This is a genomic window from Cupriavidus sp. H39, assembly GCF_050271075.1.
Classification (GTDB): Bacteria; Pseudomonadota; Gammaproteobacteria; order Burkholderiales; family Burkholderiaceae; genus Cupriavidus; species Cupriavidus necator_B.
This window is the reverse complement of record NZ_CP189848.1, coordinates 295,213-315,815: the sequence shown is the minus strand read 5'-3', so window position 1 is coordinate 315,815 and position 20,603 is coordinate 295,213. Positions and strand designations below refer to the sequence as shown.

The 20,603-nt window shown below is 61.3% G+C and carries 13 protein-coding genes; 4 read left to right on the top strand and 9 right to left on the bottom strand.

Features of this window, described 5'->3' with window-relative positions:
* Window positions 1-115: 115 nt before the first annotated feature.
* The 9 genes from drmB to dnaA form a co-directional block, all read right to left on the bottom strand.
* Window positions 116-2,044: a DrmB family protein gene (drmB, locus tag ACOCMH_RS16840; RefSeq protein WP_427312119.1), complete on the bottom strand. Its 1,929-nt coding sequence runs from the start codon at window positions 2,042-2,044 to the stop codon at window positions 116-118.
* Entirely contained in the window at window positions 2,034-2,735 is a 702-nt protein-coding gene (locus tag ACOCMH_RS16835) for a helicase-related protein (protein ID WP_427312117.1), read from the bottom strand. Before ACOCMH_RS16835 ends, drmB begins: the two co-directional genes overlap by 11 nt.
* The gene (locus ACOCMH_RS16830) at window positions 2,672-5,719 is read right to left on the bottom strand and encodes a hypothetical protein (RefSeq protein WP_427312115.1); all 3,048 of its coding nucleotides are present in this window, start codon (window positions 5,717-5,719) and stop codon (window positions 2,672-2,674) included. Before ACOCMH_RS16830 ends, ACOCMH_RS16835 begins: the two co-directional genes overlap by 64 nt.
* Entirely contained in the window at window positions 5,716-7,428 is a 1,713-nt protein-coding gene (locus ACOCMH_RS16825) for an NERD domain-containing protein (protein WP_427312113.1), read from the bottom strand. Before ACOCMH_RS16825 ends, ACOCMH_RS16830 begins: the two co-directional genes overlap by 4 nt.
* The gene (locus tag ACOCMH_RS16820) at window positions 7,419-9,056 is read right to left on the bottom strand and encodes a hypothetical protein (RefSeq protein ID WP_427312111.1); all 1,638 of its coding nucleotides are present in this window, start codon (window positions 9,054-9,056) and stop codon (window positions 7,419-7,421) included. Before ACOCMH_RS16820 ends, ACOCMH_RS16825 begins: the two co-directional genes overlap by 10 nt.
* 2 nt (window positions 9,057-9,058) lie before the next feature.
* The gene (locus tag ACOCMH_RS16815; protein ID WP_427312109.1) at window positions 9,059-10,093 is read right to left on the bottom strand and encodes a hypothetical protein; all 1,035 of its coding nucleotides are present in this window, start codon (window positions 10,091-10,093) and stop codon (window positions 9,059-9,061) included.
* 888 nt (window positions 10,094-10,981) lie between these two features.
* On the bottom strand, window positions 10,982-13,507 hold the full coding sequence (gyrB, locus tag ACOCMH_RS16810; RefSeq protein ID WP_427312107.1) for a DNA topoisomerase (ATP-hydrolyzing) subunit B: 2,526 nt from the start codon (window positions 13,505-13,507) through the stop codon (window positions 10,982-10,984).
* A 253-nt stretch (window positions 13,508-13,760) separates the two neighbouring features.
* Entirely contained in the window at window positions 13,761-14,876 is a 1,116-nt protein-coding gene (dnaN, locus tag ACOCMH_RS16805) for a DNA polymerase III subunit beta (protein ID WP_427312105.1), read from the bottom strand.
* Between the two features lie 358 nt (window positions 14,877-15,234).
* Complete coding sequence (dnaA, locus tag ACOCMH_RS16800) at window positions 15,235-17,001, bottom strand: chromosomal replication initiator protein DnaA (protein ID WP_427312103.1); 1,767 nt, start codon at window positions 16,999-17,001, stop codon at window positions 15,235-15,237.
* An 818-nt stretch (window positions 17,002-17,819) separates the two neighbouring features.
* Here dnaA and rpmH point away from each other — a divergent pair.
* The 4 genes from rpmH (at window position 17,820) to yidC (ending at window position 20,572) form a co-directional block, all read left to right on the top strand.
* On the top strand, window positions 17,820-17,954 hold the full coding sequence (gene rpmH, locus ACOCMH_RS16795) for a 50S ribosomal protein L34 (RefSeq protein ID WP_008650850.1): 135 nt from the start codon (window positions 17,820-17,822) through the stop codon (window positions 17,952-17,954).
* Between the two features lie 172 nt (window positions 17,955-18,126).
* The gene (rnpA, locus tag ACOCMH_RS16790) at window positions 18,127-18,591 is read left to right on the top strand and encodes a ribonuclease P protein component (protein ID WP_171516526.1); all 465 of its coding nucleotides are present in this window, start codon (window positions 18,127-18,129) and stop codon (window positions 18,589-18,591) included.
* A gap of 10 nt (window positions 18,592-18,601) precedes the next feature.
* Complete coding sequence (yidD, locus tag ACOCMH_RS16785) at window positions 18,602-18,883, top strand: membrane protein insertion efficiency factor YidD (RefSeq protein WP_427312101.1); 282 nt, start codon at window positions 18,602-18,604, stop codon at window positions 18,881-18,883.
* Window positions 18,884-18,904: 21 nt separating this feature from the next.
* A complete protein-coding gene (gene yidC / locus ACOCMH_RS16780; RefSeq protein ID WP_427312099.1) occupies window positions 18,905-20,572 on the top strand; it encodes a membrane protein insertase YidC in 1,668 nt (555 codons plus the stop codon).
* Window positions 20,573-20,603: the final 31 nt, after the last annotated feature.

Genomic DNA, 20,603 nt, shown 5'->3' with positions numbered 1-20,603 from the left:
GACAAAGGCAATGGTAGCGCCAACGAGCGAGCCGCGGAAAGGTATCGTCTCGTCGTCTTGGGGGCCTCAGTCTGATTACGAAATAGGCACCCATCCCGAGCGAAACCGATTTCCCTCAGAGGGCAAACCCCAGAACCAGATCGGACAGGAACCCGACTTCTGGCTCTTGTGGTGTACCCACCACCATAGCGCGATCGAGTCCGCTATTGATCGTCTCGCAAGCCGTCTCCGGTAAGAGGACGCAGGCATGGCACGCCGCCTTGTTCACCAGCCGGGAACCCGTGCCGCCCAAGTTCTCGGAGCACACAGGGTCGGCTGAACACCACGACGCGCGCGAAATGGCCCTGCGCATCATTGGCTCAAGCAGTTCTTTGCGCCCGAGGCGGACCAGTCCACCCAAGCTGCCTTCGGAATCTCCCGCTGCCGTATAGACAAGAAGCGCTGCCATTGGCGCCGCGGCATCGTTTGACACAAAAAGCCGCTCTTTCAGCGACGCAGACGAATACCCGCACTCGAAGACCAGTTGCCCGATCACAATATGCGCAAGTGTGTGAACCAGAAGATAACGGGCAGCCCATTGCCACATACAGGCACTCGGCGAAGGAGGCATCAGCATGGTCTCCGCGGCCATCCGATTGACGAAAATCGGCTCAAGCCGCGCCTGCAGCCAGGCGGCATTTTTGTCGAGCCAGTTGGCTATCATCTCCTCGCGAAGCTCGAAATAAAGTCCCTCGCCGTAGTTCTTGACAGCAGGAAGCCACTGGTGAAGCGGCTCGGGAGGATGCAAAAACAGTTGCTTCATGGCGGATGACGGCATGCTCTGAAGCGGATCAGGAGAGCGCACCAAGCGGTCGAATCCATAAAAGACCCGTGTTTCCCGCAGCCGCTCTACCAGATTGATCGCACTGAGCCAGCCATTGAACGCCGCTGGCACCTCACTCGGGACGACCCGCAGCTCTTTACTCTTGCCTGCCTGCACCTCATTACGCAGGACGTTGTACTCGGCTCTGCGAAACGTCAGGGTATCCGACTCTTTCCCGGTAGGCTTAGCTACCCCACTCGCCACCGGGGTTCCCCGATTCAGGGACTCGAATGCCGCGAAGATTGCCTCGTCGGCAGGAAGCGCGTTGTTGTTGTAGTGAGGCTTGAGGATGGACTGCAGCAGCTCCAGGGCATTACTGCGCATATTCATGTCGTAGAACACCTTTGCCGCAGCGAGATTCTGCGCCTGCTCCCTCAATATCTCCTGTATGTCGACAATTTCGCGCTCGCTTGTCAGGTCAGGCAGATAGATGGACGAGATCGTCCTTCCGAAATAGATATTGGACTGATTTACGAGAACGCCTACTGGAGCCTCGCTGCAACGCTCGGTCGCCGACCCGAGCCACGGCCGTTCGCCGTTACACGGACCTGCTTTCGTCAGTCCCGATTTGGCGATCTTTCCCGTTGCCGGCTCTCTTTCCACGGACATCGCACCTGCCAGCGTCTTGGACTTCGTGCATGTCTTGCAGCTGATTCGTACGGAACGCAGATCCGGACCGCCCGAATCATGCAGCTCGAGCCCTTCGTCGCCTGGGCACGTGCATCCGCACCATGACTTCCAAGGGAAGTCTGCAATATGGCCATGCGCACAGACCATGATGAACCGGACTGGCCGCCACCTGGCCGGGCCGTTTTCGGGCGGCGTAAGTTTTACCGTATTCAGGCTGAACCGACGCAGCTTTCGGGTGGTGCTATCCACATACCACGTAGGGAATCGGTGCGTCTGGACCTGAAGCTTCGACAGCTCCGGATTTTGCTCGTCGAAGCCATACTGCGGAGGCAGGCGAAAATGGGATACACAAAGCAAAGCGGAGAGTCTGGGTTCATCGATGACATGCTTGTGCATGGCCGCTTCGCCCACCTGCCATTCCCCTTGCCCGTCCTGTTTTTTGTACCAGAAGTCCAGACCGCAGACGATGTTCGGTACCCCGTTTTTATCCGTGTAAATGCTTCCCGGGCCGAATGGCGCGATCAGTTGTCCCAAGCGAATCTCACTGGCCATGGCCGGTCTGCTCCTTTACAAAATAATCCGAACTGATCTCCGCTCTGGCGTTTGCGTCGACGTTGCGCATGCTGCTGAGAATCTGCGCGCCTTTAAGCTTTTGCATGGGCGTGGCGTGCACACCCGACCACAGCATCAGGTATTCACCATCTGTGCGCTGTGGATAGGCCCACCACTGTTGCGGGTTGTTCTGCCACTTTCTGCGAAGCCCCGCGGCGACGTTGGACATCGCCTGACACACACGCTCAGCCTCGTCAGGCTGCTCATGCATGATGGCTCGGCAACGTTCTGCGAGCATATCCATTGCTTCCTCCAAGTGATGCTCGTAGCTCCCAAAGGCCTCGCCGGGCGACACCGCCCGGTATCGCTGCCTGGCCCAGAGCAACAACACTCCGGCCAGCGCACGCTCGACTGCTGCCACGGAAAAGGGGGTTGCGGAGGTTGGCTCGACGCGCTCGTAAAGGCGACGGTGGTAGCTGTGAAACTGCTCGAAGTGGGACCGATCGCGGCTCTTCGACGGATTGAACAGGGCAAGAATCAGCCCCGGTCTGGTATCCCACCGGCGACCGACGCGGCCTGTGACCTGAATATACTGGGCGGTCGATTTTGGCTGCCCCACGACCGCCATCAGCGCCAGCCGGTCGATATCCACCCCAACTTCAATGATGTTGGATGCCAGACATGCGTCCAAGGCGCCCTTCTCACTCCAGGGAGCGAGAGCCGGTCCATCATTTGAACCAGTTCCGCCTGTCCGCGCCGGCTGGTGAGCTCCTCAACCGAATTAAGGTATCGAATCTCCTCGCCGGTGAGACGATAGCGGTGCGCATAGTCCTTCAGCCTGGCAGTGATATCAGACACGAAAAGCGTGCGCGCGCCACCAAGTTCGCGCAAGCTGTTGTAGAACGCAAGCAGGGTCCACCACGCGTCTCTCTCGCTCTCGCTGAACAGCGATGGCCTGAACAATGCAGCGGAAAATGTCCGGACCTGGGCTGTCATGAATGACTTATATCCGGTAGCGTGGATTCCCAGATACAAACGCCCTTCAGCCAAGTCATCCCCACGTTTCGCGTACTGTCCGAAGAACGAGTCGCCCATTGTCAGACCCGGGCTGGGGAACAACTGGAGTTCTTCGCGTGCGTACACAGCCTTGACCTGATCCACGGCTCCGCGGATGGTGGCTGTTGAGGCGATGACCTTAGGCCTGACCATGCCAGTACGTTGCTTAATGCTGCAAAGACGCTCGAAAACGCCTTCGTACAGGCCGTAGATCGTACCGAGAGGGCCGGAGATCAGGTGAAATTCGTCCTGAATGATCAGGCCGGGCGGCTGGCTTACAGGCTGAACAGCGCCCGCACTCCCGTGATGAAGTCCAAATAGCGCGCCAGCTTCCGGCTTCCAGGCAAGCATGGCGAACTTGTCCGCCGTGCCGATAAACATGGACGGGGGTTCTTTATACATCGACTCATCGATGACTTCGACCGGCAGGCTATCATGCTCGCCGCCGTACGCGCATAGCGGATCAGAGCACTTCAGGAACGGGCGCCGGTCTTTTGCTGAGATCCCCGCAATATTGTTTTGAGGACCCCTTCTGGCGCGGCCGGGCGGCCCGGACTCCATGCGGCCGATCGCACTGCGGCACCATGGACATTCCGTGAGCACGAGTGGATTGCCTTCGTTGTCGCCCCTTGCATACTTGCCGATCCGTGTGTTTGCCTCCTCCCAGGTATTTGGCGAGCCGTCGCCGCCGATCCACAGGCCCAGTGAGAAACGTTTGTCGCCGAGTGACGACAGACTGTCGTGCCGCCTGCGTGCGCGAATCTGTTCCATGGCACAGATCAGACTGGCTGCACGCTGGAACTGTTGCGTCGTCAGCATACGCAGTGTGTAGCGCATGAAAACGTTCGTTCCATCACGGCGTAAGGGCTCATCGTCCCGGGCAATGAGGCGCTGATGGAACATGTAAAACGCTGCCACCGCCAGATACGCCTCGGTCTTGCCGCCCCCTGTCGGGAACCAGATGAGATCGACCACCTCACGGTCGGCCGAATCCTTATCGGCAAGACCTGCAAGGCTCATGAGCAGGAATGCCGCCTGAAAAGCCCTCCAACGCCCGATATTGCCGCTCTCTGCACCCGCCTCCCAGACATCCCATGCCGTGCGCGGCTGGTTGCGCGGGAGTTCTGCTGCTGCAACGTACCCGTCGAAGCGGAAAAGCGGTCGTCGGGTAATCTGTTTAGACGCAATCTGCTGCAGCAGCATGGCCTGATTTGCCAGACAGAATGCCTCACGTACCTTATTATCGCTGCGTAGCAGCGCTATGCCGTTCCGGATGCGGTCCAGACACGTCCGGCACGATTCAAGATGGCGCGAAGCGACGGGATGGTAGCGCTTTTCCAGCCCGGCAACGTCCCCCTCCCTTGAAGCCATCCACGTTGCGTATTCATGAGCAAGGCTATCGAGCGCCTTCCAGCCCTCTGCGGCGACCTCGGCAGACATTATCCCAGCCAGCTGGCGCATCGACAGCGTGACGGGCTTTCCGTCGAGGCCGGTGATGTCGGGGGTCATGCTCGGCAACTCCACGGCGGGCATTGCGTCCGCGAAGACTGCCTTTGGAGTTTCGCCTCCGGTTACGTCCCAGCCACCCGCGCATCCATGCCCGATAGCCCAAGTGGCAGCGTCGCGGTATAACAGTGCAAGCGTCTGCTCATCGGCATCAAACTGCTCGAAGGGTCTGATCCCTTCGGGGTACCGGCTGAATTGCGCTCCCCCTTCCACCCGTACTTCAAAATACGCTTGGAAAAGAACGCCACCGATGCGCGCCTCCTCGGTCTGCAACTGACGTGCGTCCGTCAGGTTTCGCAGCACACACGTAATAATCCATTTTCCATGCATGAGGCGGGGAAACAGCTGAATCTGCAGACGAGGCCCGCCTTTCGATGCCACGATCCGGGATACGGTGATGCCCGTGCGCAGGTCGCTCAGAACAAATCGTTCCAGCGTGTCGGGAGTGGTCGCCGGCAGCCGCCGCCATGCATCGAAGCGTTGTTCGCTGGCCCCCTCGGGCCGCATGATCCGGGTACACCGCTCATAGCGGCCATTGAGCGCAAAAGGCGTTGCGTCGGGCCGCTGCCAGAAGAATCGCTTCTCTGGCGGAAGCGCCACCACGATCTCGCCCGGTACGTCGTCCAGACAGAAACTGATGCCCATCACCGACGGCTGATACATGTCGGCGCTATTGACTTCGAAGTCATCGTCATCGCCCGATCCGGCGCTGTCGCCGCTCTCGCCATGTGTCGCTGGAAGTGCGGGTTCGGTAAGCTCATCAACCACCGCCTGCACGGTTTCTACCGACGCATCCTCTTCGGCCTGATGAGACTTGCCGGGCTGCGCCGCCGGTTCATCAATAACTTGGCCGCGCACCTGGTTCTTCGGATGCAACAGACCTGCGCCATACCTCTGCAGGGGCGTCTCACCGCGGTAATGCACGATCTCTTGCAGGGTGCCGTTGCTATCGGGCATCCAATAGAGTGTCCCGGCCGTCTCGGCCGGCGTCTGGAAGCAACCCTGCGCATCAAACGTAACCGTGACGCCGGAACGATCGATATTCAACGGTCGCGCCGGACCCATCAGTTCGCCGCGCAGAAATTCAATCTCCGCCGAACGCTCAGTATTCATTGTTCTTTCCCGCTCAGCCATCCGGCCAGTTGTGATTTTCCAGATTGGTGACAAAAGAGATAGAGCCGCTCTCTGGCCCGCGTGATACCCGTATAGAAACGACTGCGATCGAACCCGGTCTCTGATGGCATGACGTCCGCAATGATGACGACCTTACTCTCCATCCCCTTGAAGGCTGAAACCGTTGAGAAACGCACTCCTGTTTTGGCTGCCGCCCCCGCCGGGACGAAATGCCGCGCTGAAGATTCGTGCAGCTGGCTCAGCAGCGACTGCTGCTGCGCACCGAACGCGAGGATGGTGATGTCGTCCTCCCGAAAGCCGCTCGCCACGGCTTGGCTGATACAGGTACTTATCCGTTGCACCTGGTCCTTCTCGTCTTCGTACAGGGCCAGCTGCCAGGTCTCCAAGCCGCCGCCGTGACGCAGGTAGCCGGAATAGGTGTCCGGCTCTGCCTTCGAGAGGGTCATCGCTGCTTCGCCAATGGACTGGTAGTTGCGGCAGTTCTCAGTGAGCATCCATCGGGCGGCACGGCCTCCGACCGCCTCTAGGTTGCTTTTGACGCCGGAGGCATTGGTCAGAACCTGATTGCGGAAATCGCCCAGCATCAGGTAGTTGCCCTCGGCTATGCCCTTGTCCAGCAGCAGTCCGATGCAATCCAGCAGATCGGGGCGTCCGAGGATATCCTGCGCTTCATCAATGATCAGATAATCGAAGCGCGCATCCTGCGCGCAGGCTGGGTCCGTGAGACGGTCCTGGATCTGCAGGGGCAGATCCGACCAGAATTCAGCGTCGGGCTTTACGGGGGGCTCAATACCCGTCAGGGACATCAGCATGCTGTAGGCAGAGCCGCCGGCAAGGTGCGGATGACGGTCAGCCTCGAGTTCCCTGGCTGCCCATTGACCGATCAGGCGGTTAAAGCACAGGTATCCGACCCGACGTCCTTCCGCGGCCTTGCGTCGGGCGACTTCAAGTCCGATCAGCGACTTTCCCGTCCCGGCGCCGCCTTCGACGAGGACACGCTGGTTGTACTGGGTCAATTGCATCACCGGGCGCTGCTGGTCCCTCAGCAGCTTCTCAAGTTCCTCTTCGCGATAGCGGCTTTCAGTCTCCTTCTCAGGCCGCCGCATACGGATCGGAAAGCAGAAACTCACCAAGCTCTCGATCTGCAGCGCGGTAAGCGATGCGTTTAAGGGCCTGATCACCGGATCCGAATCAACTATCCGTCTGGCCATGCGTTTGAGCGCATCACAGAATTGATCCCCTGTGGCACACGCCTCAAACCGGCCGCGGTCCATAACTTCGAATGGCTGGACCGACATGTTCGCCGGTACGGCAAAGTCTGCCTTGGGGAAAATGCAGCAGTGGACAACAGGAACGTGCGCGAAGCTGGCAAGGCGCTCGGCCAGTCGGCGATGCAACGCATAGCGGGCATCCTGCGCCTGCCTGAACGGCGATCGGCTGATACTGTCCGGGTACCAGCGCTCGCCGTCAAAACCGATCTCGCGTTGCGACTTGACCTCCACGCAAAGTATGCCGATGTCCGGTATCAGGATCACAAAGTCGAGCTCGGTGCGCCTGTGCCGGTTGTAGGGAGCGAGATCCAACGCATGAATCACGGTCCAGTTGGAACCGGCACTCTCCAGTTTCCGGAACACAGCGACCTCCCCCGGAGGAGCCGCCTCATCGATATAGCCAGGAATCATGCGCATAAGCGCTCTCCCTCAGTGTCAGCGCGATACTGCTCGATAACCGGTAGCCTGAGCGGTTTTCCGAACGTGTCCGCCGGGGCGGCAAAGTCTGTCGACAGCGCTATTACCGGTCGGAACAACACGCTTCCGACCAGGCCGCTGGCCGCCGACAGCCTGTGACGGTAGGCAACGCTACCGGAAATCATGGCGCGGAAATCGTCATCGACTTCGCGACTGAGTTCCGTCACAAGAACTTCATTGACAATGGCATTCTCGACCACACCATGGCGGATGGCTGAGGCCCGCGAAGACTCCACCTCAACCCAGGCGCGGCGCCAGCCGGGCACCCGCACTCCGCTCTCCATCCGGGAGGCAATCAGTTCCGGATCAAGCACCTGTGTCAGCAACGCCCTGAAATGGTCTCTTCGCCGGGGAGCGCGGATGACGGTGCCGTGCATGGCGGTCCATGACTCGACGGCCCGATGGAGGTCCTGCAACTCGATTCCAGCGCGCTTCATCTTCTGAACACAATGCCTAGCATCCCGTTCGTAAAGGTCACGCAACGCCTTTTTCCACAGGGAGGCCAGCGGCGCGCTGGCTGCGTCGACGCTCACCTCACCCAGATTTGCATCCGCATCGTGCACCAACAGGTAATCGCCAGGCTCGACTTCGCCGAGGGTACGGTAGCCGATCGGCCGCGGGCCTTCGCTACGAGGGCTGTAAATAAGCAGGTGGGCGCCCGGGCGCAGCAGCACTCCATACTCGCCGGGAAGTTCCACCATGACGCAGCGAACCGAAGCTGCCGGTGGCCTGACAGTATCGGAATAGAACGCGACATCATCCGCCTCTTCCATCACCGCGGGCGCCTCTGTGTCCGCAGAATGGCCCCATATCACCGGCCTCGCAATGGCTGGAAGCCGCACAGTGTCCATGCTTGCCAGATAATTGTGAGCAGACAGCACCGGATCTGCAGAAAACCCTTCCTCATCGCTCAGGCCCGACCAGACAAAACGCACGATGCGCCGATACAAGGGCGAGGCGATTACGGCTTCTGGTAACTTTGCCATGCCGCTCGTGCGCAACGGCCCGAAGCGGATCAGGGTATTGAAGGGTAAATTGCTGCGGTACTCGGAAAGGTTACATATGAAGGCATAGTCATCAAGCTCGCAAAGCCCGTTGAGCAGATCGCGGAACAGATCGCGCTCCTTGGTATGGCAACAGATCCTGACGCGGTCTTCCGCTAGCTCTCCTGCAAGGTCGACAATGAGCCGGAGAAACTCGCTATTGAGTACGGAACCCTCTTTGGCGTAACGATCTATCAGATCCCTTAACAATAAAACGGCCTGCGACGCTTCTACGCCCCATTGCTGCCGGACACGGCGGTCATCGTCCAGCCCGCACCGCTGAAACATGCCTTGATCGGGCATCAAAGGCGACGTTAGCCATTTCATCATTTCGAATCGCAGTGCTAGCGCCTGCTCATTCTCATGCGCATCCCCTTCCTGCCGGTACATGGTAGAGAAGAGAACCCGCATGTGCCTGCGGATCGCAGAAAACAGTGCTGACTCCCCTATATGGATTTCCTGAACCGGTGGACTCTGCTCCAGAAGCTGCATCCGTGCAGTTGTCGGCATTGATGGCGCACGCATCGCTATGTTCTCCGCTGCTGGAGCACTCGCAGAAGCATCCCGGAAGGGAGCTTATGCTGCAGAAAGTGCGCGGCATTCGTGTCCGAGTAATAGCGGACACCTTCGTTCAGCCAAGATCTCAACTGGTCTACGGCTTCGGGGGACGCATCACGATTGCACACGCCGATGATGTCGCTGGCAGGAAAGAGCCTTTCTGCATCGCGAAACGCCGTAATCCCGTCGGCGACCACAAGTGATGCTGCGCTGCATTGCTCGTCCTTGTGCGCACGCTGGCTGACAAAACGCAGGCGCTGAATGCATTTGCGCTCATTGTGGTGCAGTGTCAGTAGCTCACCCAACGGCAGACGCTGGCCATGGAACTGAAATCCAGCAGAATAGAACTTTTGCATGTAGGCGGAATCGCGCCCGCCGCCTTGTCCCACGAGAATCAGACCCGAATACGATCTGCGGAGATTGGCTTCGTGAATCGTCCCATCGCAGTCGGGCAGTGCACTGTATGTCGAATGATCAAGAGCACTTCCGTCTGACGATACCTCCGGCGGGGCAAAGCCATGCAACTGCCACTCCATTGCCTGTTCCCGCCCGATGTAGCACAGACACGCGCCGTTCGGATTGGGCATCTGTCTGCCAGCGCGCCTGACGAACTCCCGGTAGCGGTGGTCTCTGACAACAATCTGGTCAGAGGTGGCTTCGTAGCTTACAAAGTTCCAGCAGCTTCCATCGGCGGTATTGCGCACGTCCCACGTGGCCTCGCCTGAAGGCTCCCGGTTCCGCGAGGATGCACCCACCCGATCCCGGCACACCTCCAGCAGGAGATCAAACTGAGTATCAAGGCAGTTTGCGGTAGCGCACTCAAGATCGCGCCGGAGAGCGCCTAGCGCAATGAGGCCTGCAACCTCGGACTCGCAGGGCATAGAGAGCAGTCCGATCCGACGGCTCCCTCCACCTTTTTCGCGCCAGCGGTAGGCCAGATTAAGCGCCGCCCTAACCCACCGCGGGACGCTTTCATACTCGACATTTTCTTCAAAGTAGCGCATGACCTAAGCCAACCCAGATTTCTTCTAGTTATCGCGTACTGAGATGATGCAAACGCCCTGTTCCGCATGGCGGACCGGCGAAGTTAGCCGTCGAACTTTCCGACAGTTAATAATTCTTACTTTAGTGTCAAGCAATCAGACAACTTCGCGAGGCTGCCGTCACAAAGCACCCGGCCGCTCCCGATTATGGCGCAGCGGACGCCCTACGGGGGTATTTCCGGACCGCGTCACCGTTGGAATCCTCCGTTTTTCGCGAGAAACCCCCTACTAATGAAGGGTAGCGCAGTCGGTCTCCGGACAACCGTGAGCCATTGTACGAAACCGAGGCCTCTTATAGTCTGGCGGACACCTTGCGCCGGAAAGGCTCCGGCTGACATTGTGAAGACCAGCAGCCGATCAATGGGACGTGGGGCTGCGACGGCGGCCTCAGGCCACCATTAGGACTCCTTGCCGTTCTAGCACTGACAAGGCGTACCCGGTCGGGGCCTTGGAGGCAAGGCTAGGTCTATGCCTCTGCGGGGACGCGATTCCATAAAGCCGCAGGAGACTTTCTCAGGGTTCGAGATGCAGCCCATTTTCGATACCCAGCATATCAGGACCTGGCCTCCATTGCCTCGGCACCTCGCCCGGGGCCAAGAATCAGAACCTTTTCGCCAAAGTCACTTGGCGTTTTACTATCCTTTACCTACCCTCAGATCCGAGATAAACAAAAAAAGCCACCCTCAGGTGGCTTTTTTTATTGATCGTGTCATTATTTTTTTAGTAATTTGACACAGCTCTCATTTCCCTCATCACCCGACAACTAGTCGCACCAGTCAGGTAACTCAGTCCCAAAACCAAGGCGTCTCAGTCGCAATTATTCTGGCGCCCTACGCCTTTGTGGGTCAATCAAACATCAATATTCCTCGCCACCAATGCATTACTCTCAATAAAGTTCCGCCGCGGCTCCACCTCATCCCCCATAAGGGTCGTAAAGATCTGATCCGCCGCAATAGCATCCTCAATCTGCACCTTCAGCAAACGCCGCTGGGTAACATCCAGCGTCGTCTCAAACAGCTGCTCAGGGTTCATCTCACCCAGACCCTTATAGCGCTGACGCGAGACGCCGCGCTCGGCCTCGGCAAGCAGCCATTGCATTGCGCCATGGAAATCGTTGACCGTCTGATCGCGCAGCTTGTCCCCTTCCCCGCGCTGCACCTTGGTACCCTCAGGCGTCAGCCCTTGGAAAGTCTTGGCAGCATTGGACAGCGCCGCGTAATCCGCCCCGTGGACAAAGTCCGCATCCAGATGCGACAACCGCACGTTGCCATGATGACGCCGCGCAATCATCAGCCGATGCTTGTCGGTCTTCTCATCAAACTGCGCATACACATCAGCCGTACCATCGTCGTTGACCGCAGCCCCAATCAACGTCTTGGCATGCATCTCCGCCAGCTTAGCCTTCAGCGCCACCGCTGAAGCCTCCGCCGCCGCAGCACTATCCAGATCCAGCGTCACGCCGTCCGCAATGGCACGCAGCGCGTCCGTATCCACAACACGCGACAGACGGCCAATCACGCCTTCAGTTAGCTGATACTGGCGAGCCAGTTCGGTCAGGGCGTCACCATTGATCTCCGACCCATCCGGCCGCACCAGCACAGCCTTCTCCATCGCCAGCTTCAACAGATAAGCATTGAGCTCGACATCATCCTTGATATACCGCTCTTCCTTGCCATGCTTGATCTTGTACAGCGGCGGCTGCGCGATATACACATAACCGCGCTCGATGATGTCAGGCATCTGCCGGTAGAAGAACGTCAGCAGCAGCGTGCGGATGTGTGAGCCGTCCACGTCCGCGTCGGTCATGATGATGATGCGGTGGTAGCGCAGCTTGTCCAGGTTGTAGTCGTCCTTGCCGATGCCGGTGCCCAGCGCGGTGATCAGCGTCAGCACTTCCTGGCTGGACAGCATCTTGTCAAAGCGGGCGCGCTCTACGTTCAGGATCTTGCCCTTCAGCGGCAGGATGGCCTGGAACTTACGGTCGCGGCCCTGCTTGGCGGAGCCGCCTGCGGAGTCGCCCTCCACCAGGAAGAGTTCTGACAGGGCGGGGTCTTTTTCCTGGCAGTCGGCCAGCTTGCCGGGCAGGCCCATGCCGTCCATCAGGCCCTTGCGGCGCGTCATTTCGCGGGCCTTGCGGGCGGCTTCGCGGGCGCGGGCGGCGTCTACGATCTTGCCGCAGATGATCTTGGCGTCGCCCGGGGTTTCCAGCAGGAAGTCGTTCAGGGCCTTGCCGACGAGTTCTTCCACCGGCAGGCGCACTTCGGACGAGACCAGCTTGTCCTTGGTCTGCGAGCTGAACTTGGGTTCCGGCACCTTTACGGAGAGCACGCAGGACAGGCCTTCACGCATGTCGTCGCCGGTGGTTTCCACCTTGGCTTTCTTGGCGACTTCGTTTTCTTCGATGTACTTGTTGATGACGCGCGTCATCGCGGCGCGCAGGCCGGTCAGGTGGGTGCCGCCGTCACGCTGCGGGATGTTGTTGGTGAAGCAGAGCACCTGCTCGTTGTAGCCATCGTTCCACTGCATGGCCACTTCCACGGCGATACCGTCTTTTTCGGTGTTGGCGTAGAAGATATTGGGGTGCAGCACGCTCTTGGAGCGGTTGATGTACTCGACAAACCCCTTCACGCCGCCGGAGAAGGCAAAGTCTTCTTCCTTGCCGGTGCGCTGGTCGACCAGCTTGATGTGGACGCCGTTGTTCAGGAACGAGAGCTCGCGGATGCGCTTGGACAGGATCTCGTAGTGGAACTCGACGTTGGTGAAGATCTCTTCGTCGGCCAGGAAGTGGACTTCGGTGCCGCGCTTGTCGGTGGCGCCGATGATCTTCATCGGCGAGACTTCAACGGGCTGGCCGTCGGGACCGTTCACGGTCTCGACGATGCGGTTCTGCACGTCGCCCTTGGCGAATTCGATCAGGTGAACCTGGCCGTCGCGGCGCACGGTCAGGCGCAGCCACTTGGACAGCGCGTTCACGCAGGACACGCCCACGCCGTGCAGACCGCCCGATACCTTGTAGCTGTTCTGGTTGAACTTGCCGCCGGCGTGCAGCTCGGTCATGGCGATTTCCGCCGCGCTGCGCTTGGGTTCGTGCTTGTCGTCGAACTTGACCAGGGGCGGGATGCCGCGGCCGTTGTCGACGATGGAGATCGAGTTGTCGCTGTGGATGGTGACCTGGATCTCGGTGCAGTAGCCGGCCAGCGCTTCGTCGATGGAGTTGTCCAGCACCTCGAACACCAGGTGGTGCAGGCCGGTGCCGTCCGAGGTGTCGCCGATATACATGCCCGGGCGCTTGCGTACCGCCTCCAGGCCTTCCAGGATCTGGATCGAGGAGGCTCCGTAGGTGTTTTCCTGTTGCGGTTTCTGCTGTTCGGTCATGTCTTTCCTACTTACGGCGAATGCGGGATCGGGGCCGGGCGGGCATGGCTGGCATGCCGGCGGCGGGGCGCGATGGGTCCGCATGGCGGGTTACTAAAAACGGCAAAAGGGGCGGATCGTCGTAACGATCCTGCCCCCGCGGCGGGATGGTCATCCCCTGGACGTTCCGGCCGGGGCCGGGTGTCGTAGCGTGCCGTTTGCTGCTCCGGTTGTTGTCTGCGCTGGTTGTGGCACAGGTCCTGTCACCGGATCATCAGATGCGCATCGGCATGACGACGTACTTGAAGTTGTCGTCGTCCGGCACGGTGATCAGCGCGCTCGAATTCGAGTCGCCGAGGCTGACCTGCACTTGCTCGGTCTTGAGGTTGGCAAGCACGTCGAGCAGGTAGGTCACGTTGAAGCCGATATCGAGCGCGTCGCCCGAGTAATCGAGTTCCAGCTCTTCCTGCGCCTCTTCCTGGTCGGCGTTGGTGGAGCTGATCTTGAGCATGTGCGTGTCGAGGATGCAGCGCACGCCCTTGAATTTGTCCGTCGTCAGGATCGCGGTGCGTTGCAGCGCCTGCTGCAGGCGCACGCGGTCGATCGCGAAGGCGTTCTTGTAGCCCTTGGGAATCACGCGCTGGAAGTCGGGGAACTTGCCTTCGACCAGCTTGGAGATCAGTTCGATATTGGCGAACGTGAACTTGACCTGGTTGGCGGCCAGCTGCACCGTCACCGGATCGTCGTTGTCTTCCAGCAGGCGCTGCAGTTCCAGGATGGTCTTGCGCGGGATGATGACTTCCTGGCGCGAGCCGACGCCAGCGGCTTCATTCTCCAGCTCCACGCCGCAGTAGGCCAGGCGGTGGCCGTCGGTGGCGACTGCCATGACCTTCTTGCCTTCCACCACCAGCAGCATGCCGTTCAGGTAGTAGCGGATGTCCTGCTGCGCCATGGCGAAGTGGACCATCGCCAGCAGGTGCTTGAAGGTCTTCTGCGGCAGCGTCACGCTGGCGTTGAATTCGCTGGCTTCGGCTACGGTGGGGAATTCTTCGGCGGCCAGCGTCTGCAGGGCAAAGCGGCTCTTGCCGGATTGCACCGTCATGCGCTTGTCGTTGAGCGACAGGGCTACGTCGCCGTCAGGCATGGCGCGCAGGATGTCCAGCAGCTTGCGCGCGGCCACGGTGGTGGCAACGCTGTCGCTGCCGACGCCGCATTCCGCATGCGTGGTGATCTGGATTTCGATGTCGGTCGACAGGAAGGAAACGTTCGACCCGGACTTGCGAATCAGCAGGTTGGCCAGGATCGGGAGGGTGTGGCGGCGCTCCACGATGCCGCTCACGATTTGCAGCGGTCGCAGCAGGTTGTCTCGCGAGGTTTTGACCAATTGCATTGAATTTATCCTTCGTCGTTTGTAGTCGGCGACCGCAGAACGCAAACAACTCCAAATTCACTTAGGAATCAAGGAGTTAATATGCCATTGTACCAAGGATAAGCCGCTGCGGTGAAGCGGGGCGGGACCGGCTGGCGGGACAGCTGTGCACAAAAAGCCACGCTGCCCCCGACTGCGCTTGCCATCCCGGCCCGACTCACCGCAAAGCCTTATCGGTGGCCACTTTCCGGACTGTTGCTCCGGCGATGCTGACGTTGATTCCCCAGGCGCCACGGGTTGTCCGTGGCGCGCACCCTACAGTATGCCAGCCCCGGGGGGCCGGCCCTTCAAAACTGACTTCCAGCCAGGACTATGCCGTTCAGCCCTTGAGCGTCTGCTCCAGCACGTGCAGCTCGTGGTTGAGCTGCGCATCCTTGCTGCGTTCGTCGGCAATCTTGCGTACGGCGTGCAGCACGGTGGTGTGGTCGCGGCCGCCGAACAGCTCGCCGATCTCGGGCAGGCTCTTCTGCGTCAGCTCCTTGGCCAGGTACATCGCAATCTGGCGCGGACGGGCAATATTGGCAGGCCGCTTTTTCGAGTACATGTCAGCGACCTTGATGTTGTAGAAATCCGCACAGGTCTTCTGGATGTTCTCGACCGAGATCTGGCGGTTCTGCACCGTCAGCAGGTCCTTCAGCGCTTCGCGCGTCACCTCGATGGTGATGTCCTTGCCGTGGAAGTTGCTGAACGCCAGGATCTTGCGCAGCGCGCCTTCCAGCTCGCGCACGTTGGAGCGCAGGTGCTTGGCGACGAAGAAGGCGACTTCTTCCGGAACGTTGACGTTCTCGGCGGCGGCCTTCTTCATCAGGATCGCCACGCGCATTTCCAGCTCGGGCGGCTCGATCGCCACGGTCAGGCCTGAGTCGAAGCGCGAGATCAGGCGGTCGTCGATGCCGGTGATTTCCTTGGGGTAGGTATCGCTGGTGATGATCACCTGCGCCCGGTTGGCAATCAGGGCCTCGAAGGCATAGAAGAACTCTTCCTGCGTGCGGTTCTTGCCGGAGAAGAACTGGATATCGTCGATCAGCAGCAGGTCCAGCGAGTGGTAGTAGCGCTTGAACTCGTCGAACGCCTTGCGCTGGTACGCCTTCACCACGTCGGACACGTACTGCTCCGCATGGATGTAGCGGATGCGCGCGCGCGGGTTCTCCATCAGCATGTGGTTGCCGATGGAGTGGATCAGGTGGGTCTTGCCCAGGCCGACGCCGCCATAGAGATACAGCGGGTTGTACGACTTGCCCGGGTTGTTGGCGACCTGGATCGCAGCGGCCCGTGCCAGCTGGTTGGCTTTACCGGTGACGAAGTTGTCGAACGTCAGGATCGGGTTCAGGCGCGAGCGCTCATGCACCGTGTCGCTGGGCTGGTGGCCGGGCATCGGCGTGGCGCCGTGGCCCATCGCGGCATGCGGATGCTGGGCCTGCTGCGGCGCGCGGTAGGAGCGGGCGCTGGCTTCGGCGGGATCCATGTGGACCACGTCGATCTCGCCCAGGTCGGCGTTGTGCTGCGGGTGGTGCTGGCCGGGATGCTGCCCGCCCATGCCGGGCGCCTGGCCGCGCGCGCCGGCCGGAACCGGGGCGGCGGACGGCATGCCGGCCGGGTTGCCGTACTGCGGCTGGCCCAGGCCGTACGCGGCCGCGGTGGGGTATTCGCCATAGCCGGGCTGGCCCGGCTGGCCGGGCATGGCAAACGGGGGCTGGCCGCCCAACGATTGGGTAGGCTGGGCGCCGGGATAGCCGCCCATGCCCGTACCTGGTGCTGCGTGATGCTCCATGCGGTCCATGCCGCCCGCGCCCATGCCGGGCTGGGCCGGCTGCATATAGGCAGCGGCGCGGCCCGACGCGGCGGGATCGAGCACGAACTGGACGCTGACCTGCGCTTCCCAGTATTCGCAGGCGAGGGCGGTGATGCGCCCCGAAAACTGACTCTTGACCCAGTCGAGCTTGAAACGATTGGGCGCGGCAATCCGCAGCGCATGCGTTTCCTCATCGAACGCAACGGGCGCCAGCGGCTTGATCCACGTTTTGAACTGTTGCGGCGTCAGCTCGCGCTCGAGTTGCGCGGCTGCCGCCTGCCAGAAATCTTGCATTGTTTGTTGTTGGGTAATCGCACCCGGCGCCGCTGGTTCAGCGGCGTGGATACGCCACGGGCGGCGTATGCGCCGCGTAATCCGGGCCGCCTCGACCGAATTGGGAATCAATACCCTTGGTCCAGGCCTCCGCGACATGCCATGCCGCCGCCAGCGAGCCTTCAGGTTCGCCGCACTGGCGTGCGTAAAGTCATGCGTTGCCGCGGTGGGAGCCCGGGTTGCGCCTGCGCCACGCAGCCCGTGTTGTGTTTGGACCCGGATTGTACCCCCGCCCCTGAGTTATCCACAAAGGATAAGTCTGTGGACAACTTGTGCAAATGCAGTGGATTGATGTGCACAACCCCTGCTGCGGCGCGGGTTTCCGGGGTGCGGAAAGGGGCAAAAATTCAGGCAAAACAGGGACTTCGCCTGTGGATGAGTGCGCTAGAGGTGGCGCTCGGGGCGCTTTCAGTTACCCACTGGCCGTTGTGGACAATGGCGCACCACGGGCTCCGCGGCGGTGTGGCAATTGTGCCGTCGCACACAGAGGGGCGCCTTGACAGCGTCGCCGAAAATCGTTTAAATGGCGGGTTCTGCGATGCGGCAGGGGATCACGTATGCGCATCGCCGGGTCTGGCCTGTCCGTGCCGTCCGCGCCCACAGGCTACCCAGCCTGCAGCGCGCGCCCTTCGGCCGGCAGCTAAGACAGAACCAGAATCGTCGGACACGCCGCTGCAGTTCCCTCGCAAGCGGCAGCCCCATGCGAACCATACGCGGCGGCCACGGCACCCCGGCACCGGCCGGAGTCGGGCAAGCCAAGATCAACCAGAGAGTGCAACATGAAACGTACCTACCAACCTTCCGTTACCCGCCGCAAGCGTACCCACGGTTTCCGCGTGCGCATGAAGACCCGCGGCGGCCGTGCCGTCATCAACGCTCGCCGCGCCAAGGGCCGCAAGCGCCTGGCCATCTGAGGCCCGGGCGACCGGCCTGACGGCGCGCCTGGCGCCGGCTGCAGCATACCGCAGCCGTGCCGCGTGCCCGTCAACGCCCACCGCCCCGGCTTCAGGTCGGCCAGGAGCTTGCCGCAGGGCGCCGCTTTGCGCCAGCAGTCTTACTTGCGAGCGCTTGCCAGTGTCACCCAGCGTGTCAGCCCATGCCTTCCCCAAAGCCGCGAGGCTTACAAAGACGGATGAGTTTTCATCCGTTTTTGCTTTGCGGCCCCGGCGGCGCAGCCCCCATTTCGTGCTCTACGTGCGCGCCAATGACCGGCCGGAAGGCCGCCTTGGCGTGGTGGTGGGCAAGAAGTTCGCGCCGCGCGCGGCCGAGCGCAACCTGGTGAAGCGCATGGCGCGCGAACTGTTCCGCCAGCGCCGTGAGCACCTGGCGGGGCGCGACGTGCTGCTGCGCCTGCAAGCCAAGTTTCCGCGCGCGGAATTTGCGACGCGCGCGGCGGTCCGAAGGGCATGCGCGGCGGAAATCGCCAGCCTGCTCGACGTAGCGGCAAAACCACTGCCGCCACCCGCGCCGCCTGCCTCGCCCCCGGCACCGCCCACCGCGGCGCCACCGGCGAGCCCCTCGCAAAGCCAGCCACCAGGCCAGCCAGCCTGACCACCCCGCCATGAAGCGCATCCTGCTAGCCCTGCTGCGAATCTACAAGATCGCCCTGAGTCCCTACCTGGGCTCGCAGTGCCGCTTCCTGCCGACCTGTTCCGACTACGCCCGCGACGCCGTCATCCATCATGGCGCCGCGCGCGGCAGCTGGATGGCCGCTTGCCGGCTGTGCCGTTGCCATCCTTTCGCCCAAGGCGGGTATGATCCCGTGCCGGGCACGGAAGCTGACACATCCGTCCATGCCGCCGCGGGCCATGCGCCCGTGGCGATCCGTCTGCCCAGACCCTGATTTCTCCGACCACAGCCAGACATGGATATCAAACGCACCATCCTCTGGGTCATCTTCTCGATGTCCCTCGTGCTGCTCTACGACAACTGGCAGCGCGCCAACGGCCATGCGTCGATGTTCTTCCCGAGCACGACGCAACAGGCCGCCTCGGCGCCCGCCGCCAGCGGCGCTGCCGCGCAGGGCGACGTGCCCAAGGCCAACGTCCAGCCTGGCGCAGCCGCGCCGGCAGCCGGCGCCGCGCCGCAGGCCGCGGCGCAGCCCACCGGCGAGAAGATCGTGGTGACCACCGACACGGTGCGCGCCGAGATCGACACCGCCGGCGGCATCGTGTCGCGCCTGGAGCTGCTCAAGGAGCATGAGAAGGACGGCAAGCCGGTGGTGCTGTTCGAGCGCGACAACGTGCGCACCTACATGGCCCGCTCGGGCCTGATCGGCGGCGACCTGCCCAACCACACCACGGTGTTCACCGCCGCCCCGGGCCCGCGCACGCTGGACGGCGCCGAGCAGCTGGAAGTGGCGCTGACCGCCGAGAAGAATGGCGTCAAGTTCACCAAGACCTATGTGTTCCACAAGGGCACCTACGTGGTCGACGCCAAGTTCGCGGTGACCAACGGCGGCGCTGCGCCGGTCTCGCCGACGCTGTACCTGGAACTGGCGCGCGACGGCAGCAAGGTTGAGCAATCGCAGTTCTACAGCACCTTCACCGGCCCGGCCATCTACACCGACGCCGACAAGTACCACAAGATCAGCTTCGAAGACGTCGCCAAGGGCAAGGCCAGCGTGCCGGCCGCCACCAACAGTGGCTGGGTGGCGATGGTGCAGCACTACTTTGCCTCGGCCTGGATCCCGCAGACCGGCAAGGAGCACAGCTTCTACGTCCAGCAGATCGACCCGAACCTGTACCGCGTGGGCGTGCAGCAGCCGCTGGGCCAGCTGGCCCCGGGTGCCACGGTGACCACCGACGCGCGCCTGTTCGCCGGTCCGCAGGAAGAGCACATGCTCGAGAAGATCGCCCCGGGCCTGGAGCTGGTAAAGGACTATGGCTGGCTGACCATCCTGGCCAAGCCGCTGTTCTGGCTGCTGGAGAAGCTGCATGGCTTCTTGGGCAACTGGGGCTGGTCGATCATCGCGCTGACGGTGCTGATCAAGCTGGTGTTCTTCCCGCTGTCGGCGGCGAGCTACAAGTCCATGGGCAAGATGAAGGACCTGCAGCCGCGCATGACGTCGATCCGCGAGCGCTACAAGGGCGACCCGCAGAAGATGAACCAGGAGATGATGGCGCTGTACAAGACCGAGAAGGTCAATCCGCTGGGCGGCTGCCTGCCCATCGTGATCCAGATCCCGGTGTTCATTGCGCTGTACTGGGTGCTGCTGTCGTCGGTGGAAATGCGCGGCGCGCCGTGGCTGGGCTGGATCCATGACCTGTCGGTGCCGGATCCGTTCTACATCCTGCCGATCGTGATGGCCGTGTCGATGTTCGTGCAGACCAAGCTGAATCCGACCCCGCCGGACCCGGTGCAGGCCAAGGTCATGATGATCATGCCGCTGGTGTTCTCGTTCATGTTCTTCTTCTTCCCGGCCGGCCTGGTGCTGTACTGGGTGGTGAACAACATCCTGTCGATCGCCCAGCAGTGGCAGATCAACCGGATGCTCGGCAAGGGCAAGGCCGTGGCGGTGGCCAAGAGCTGAGCCTGTAGCAAGATGCGGTAATCGGGAAGCC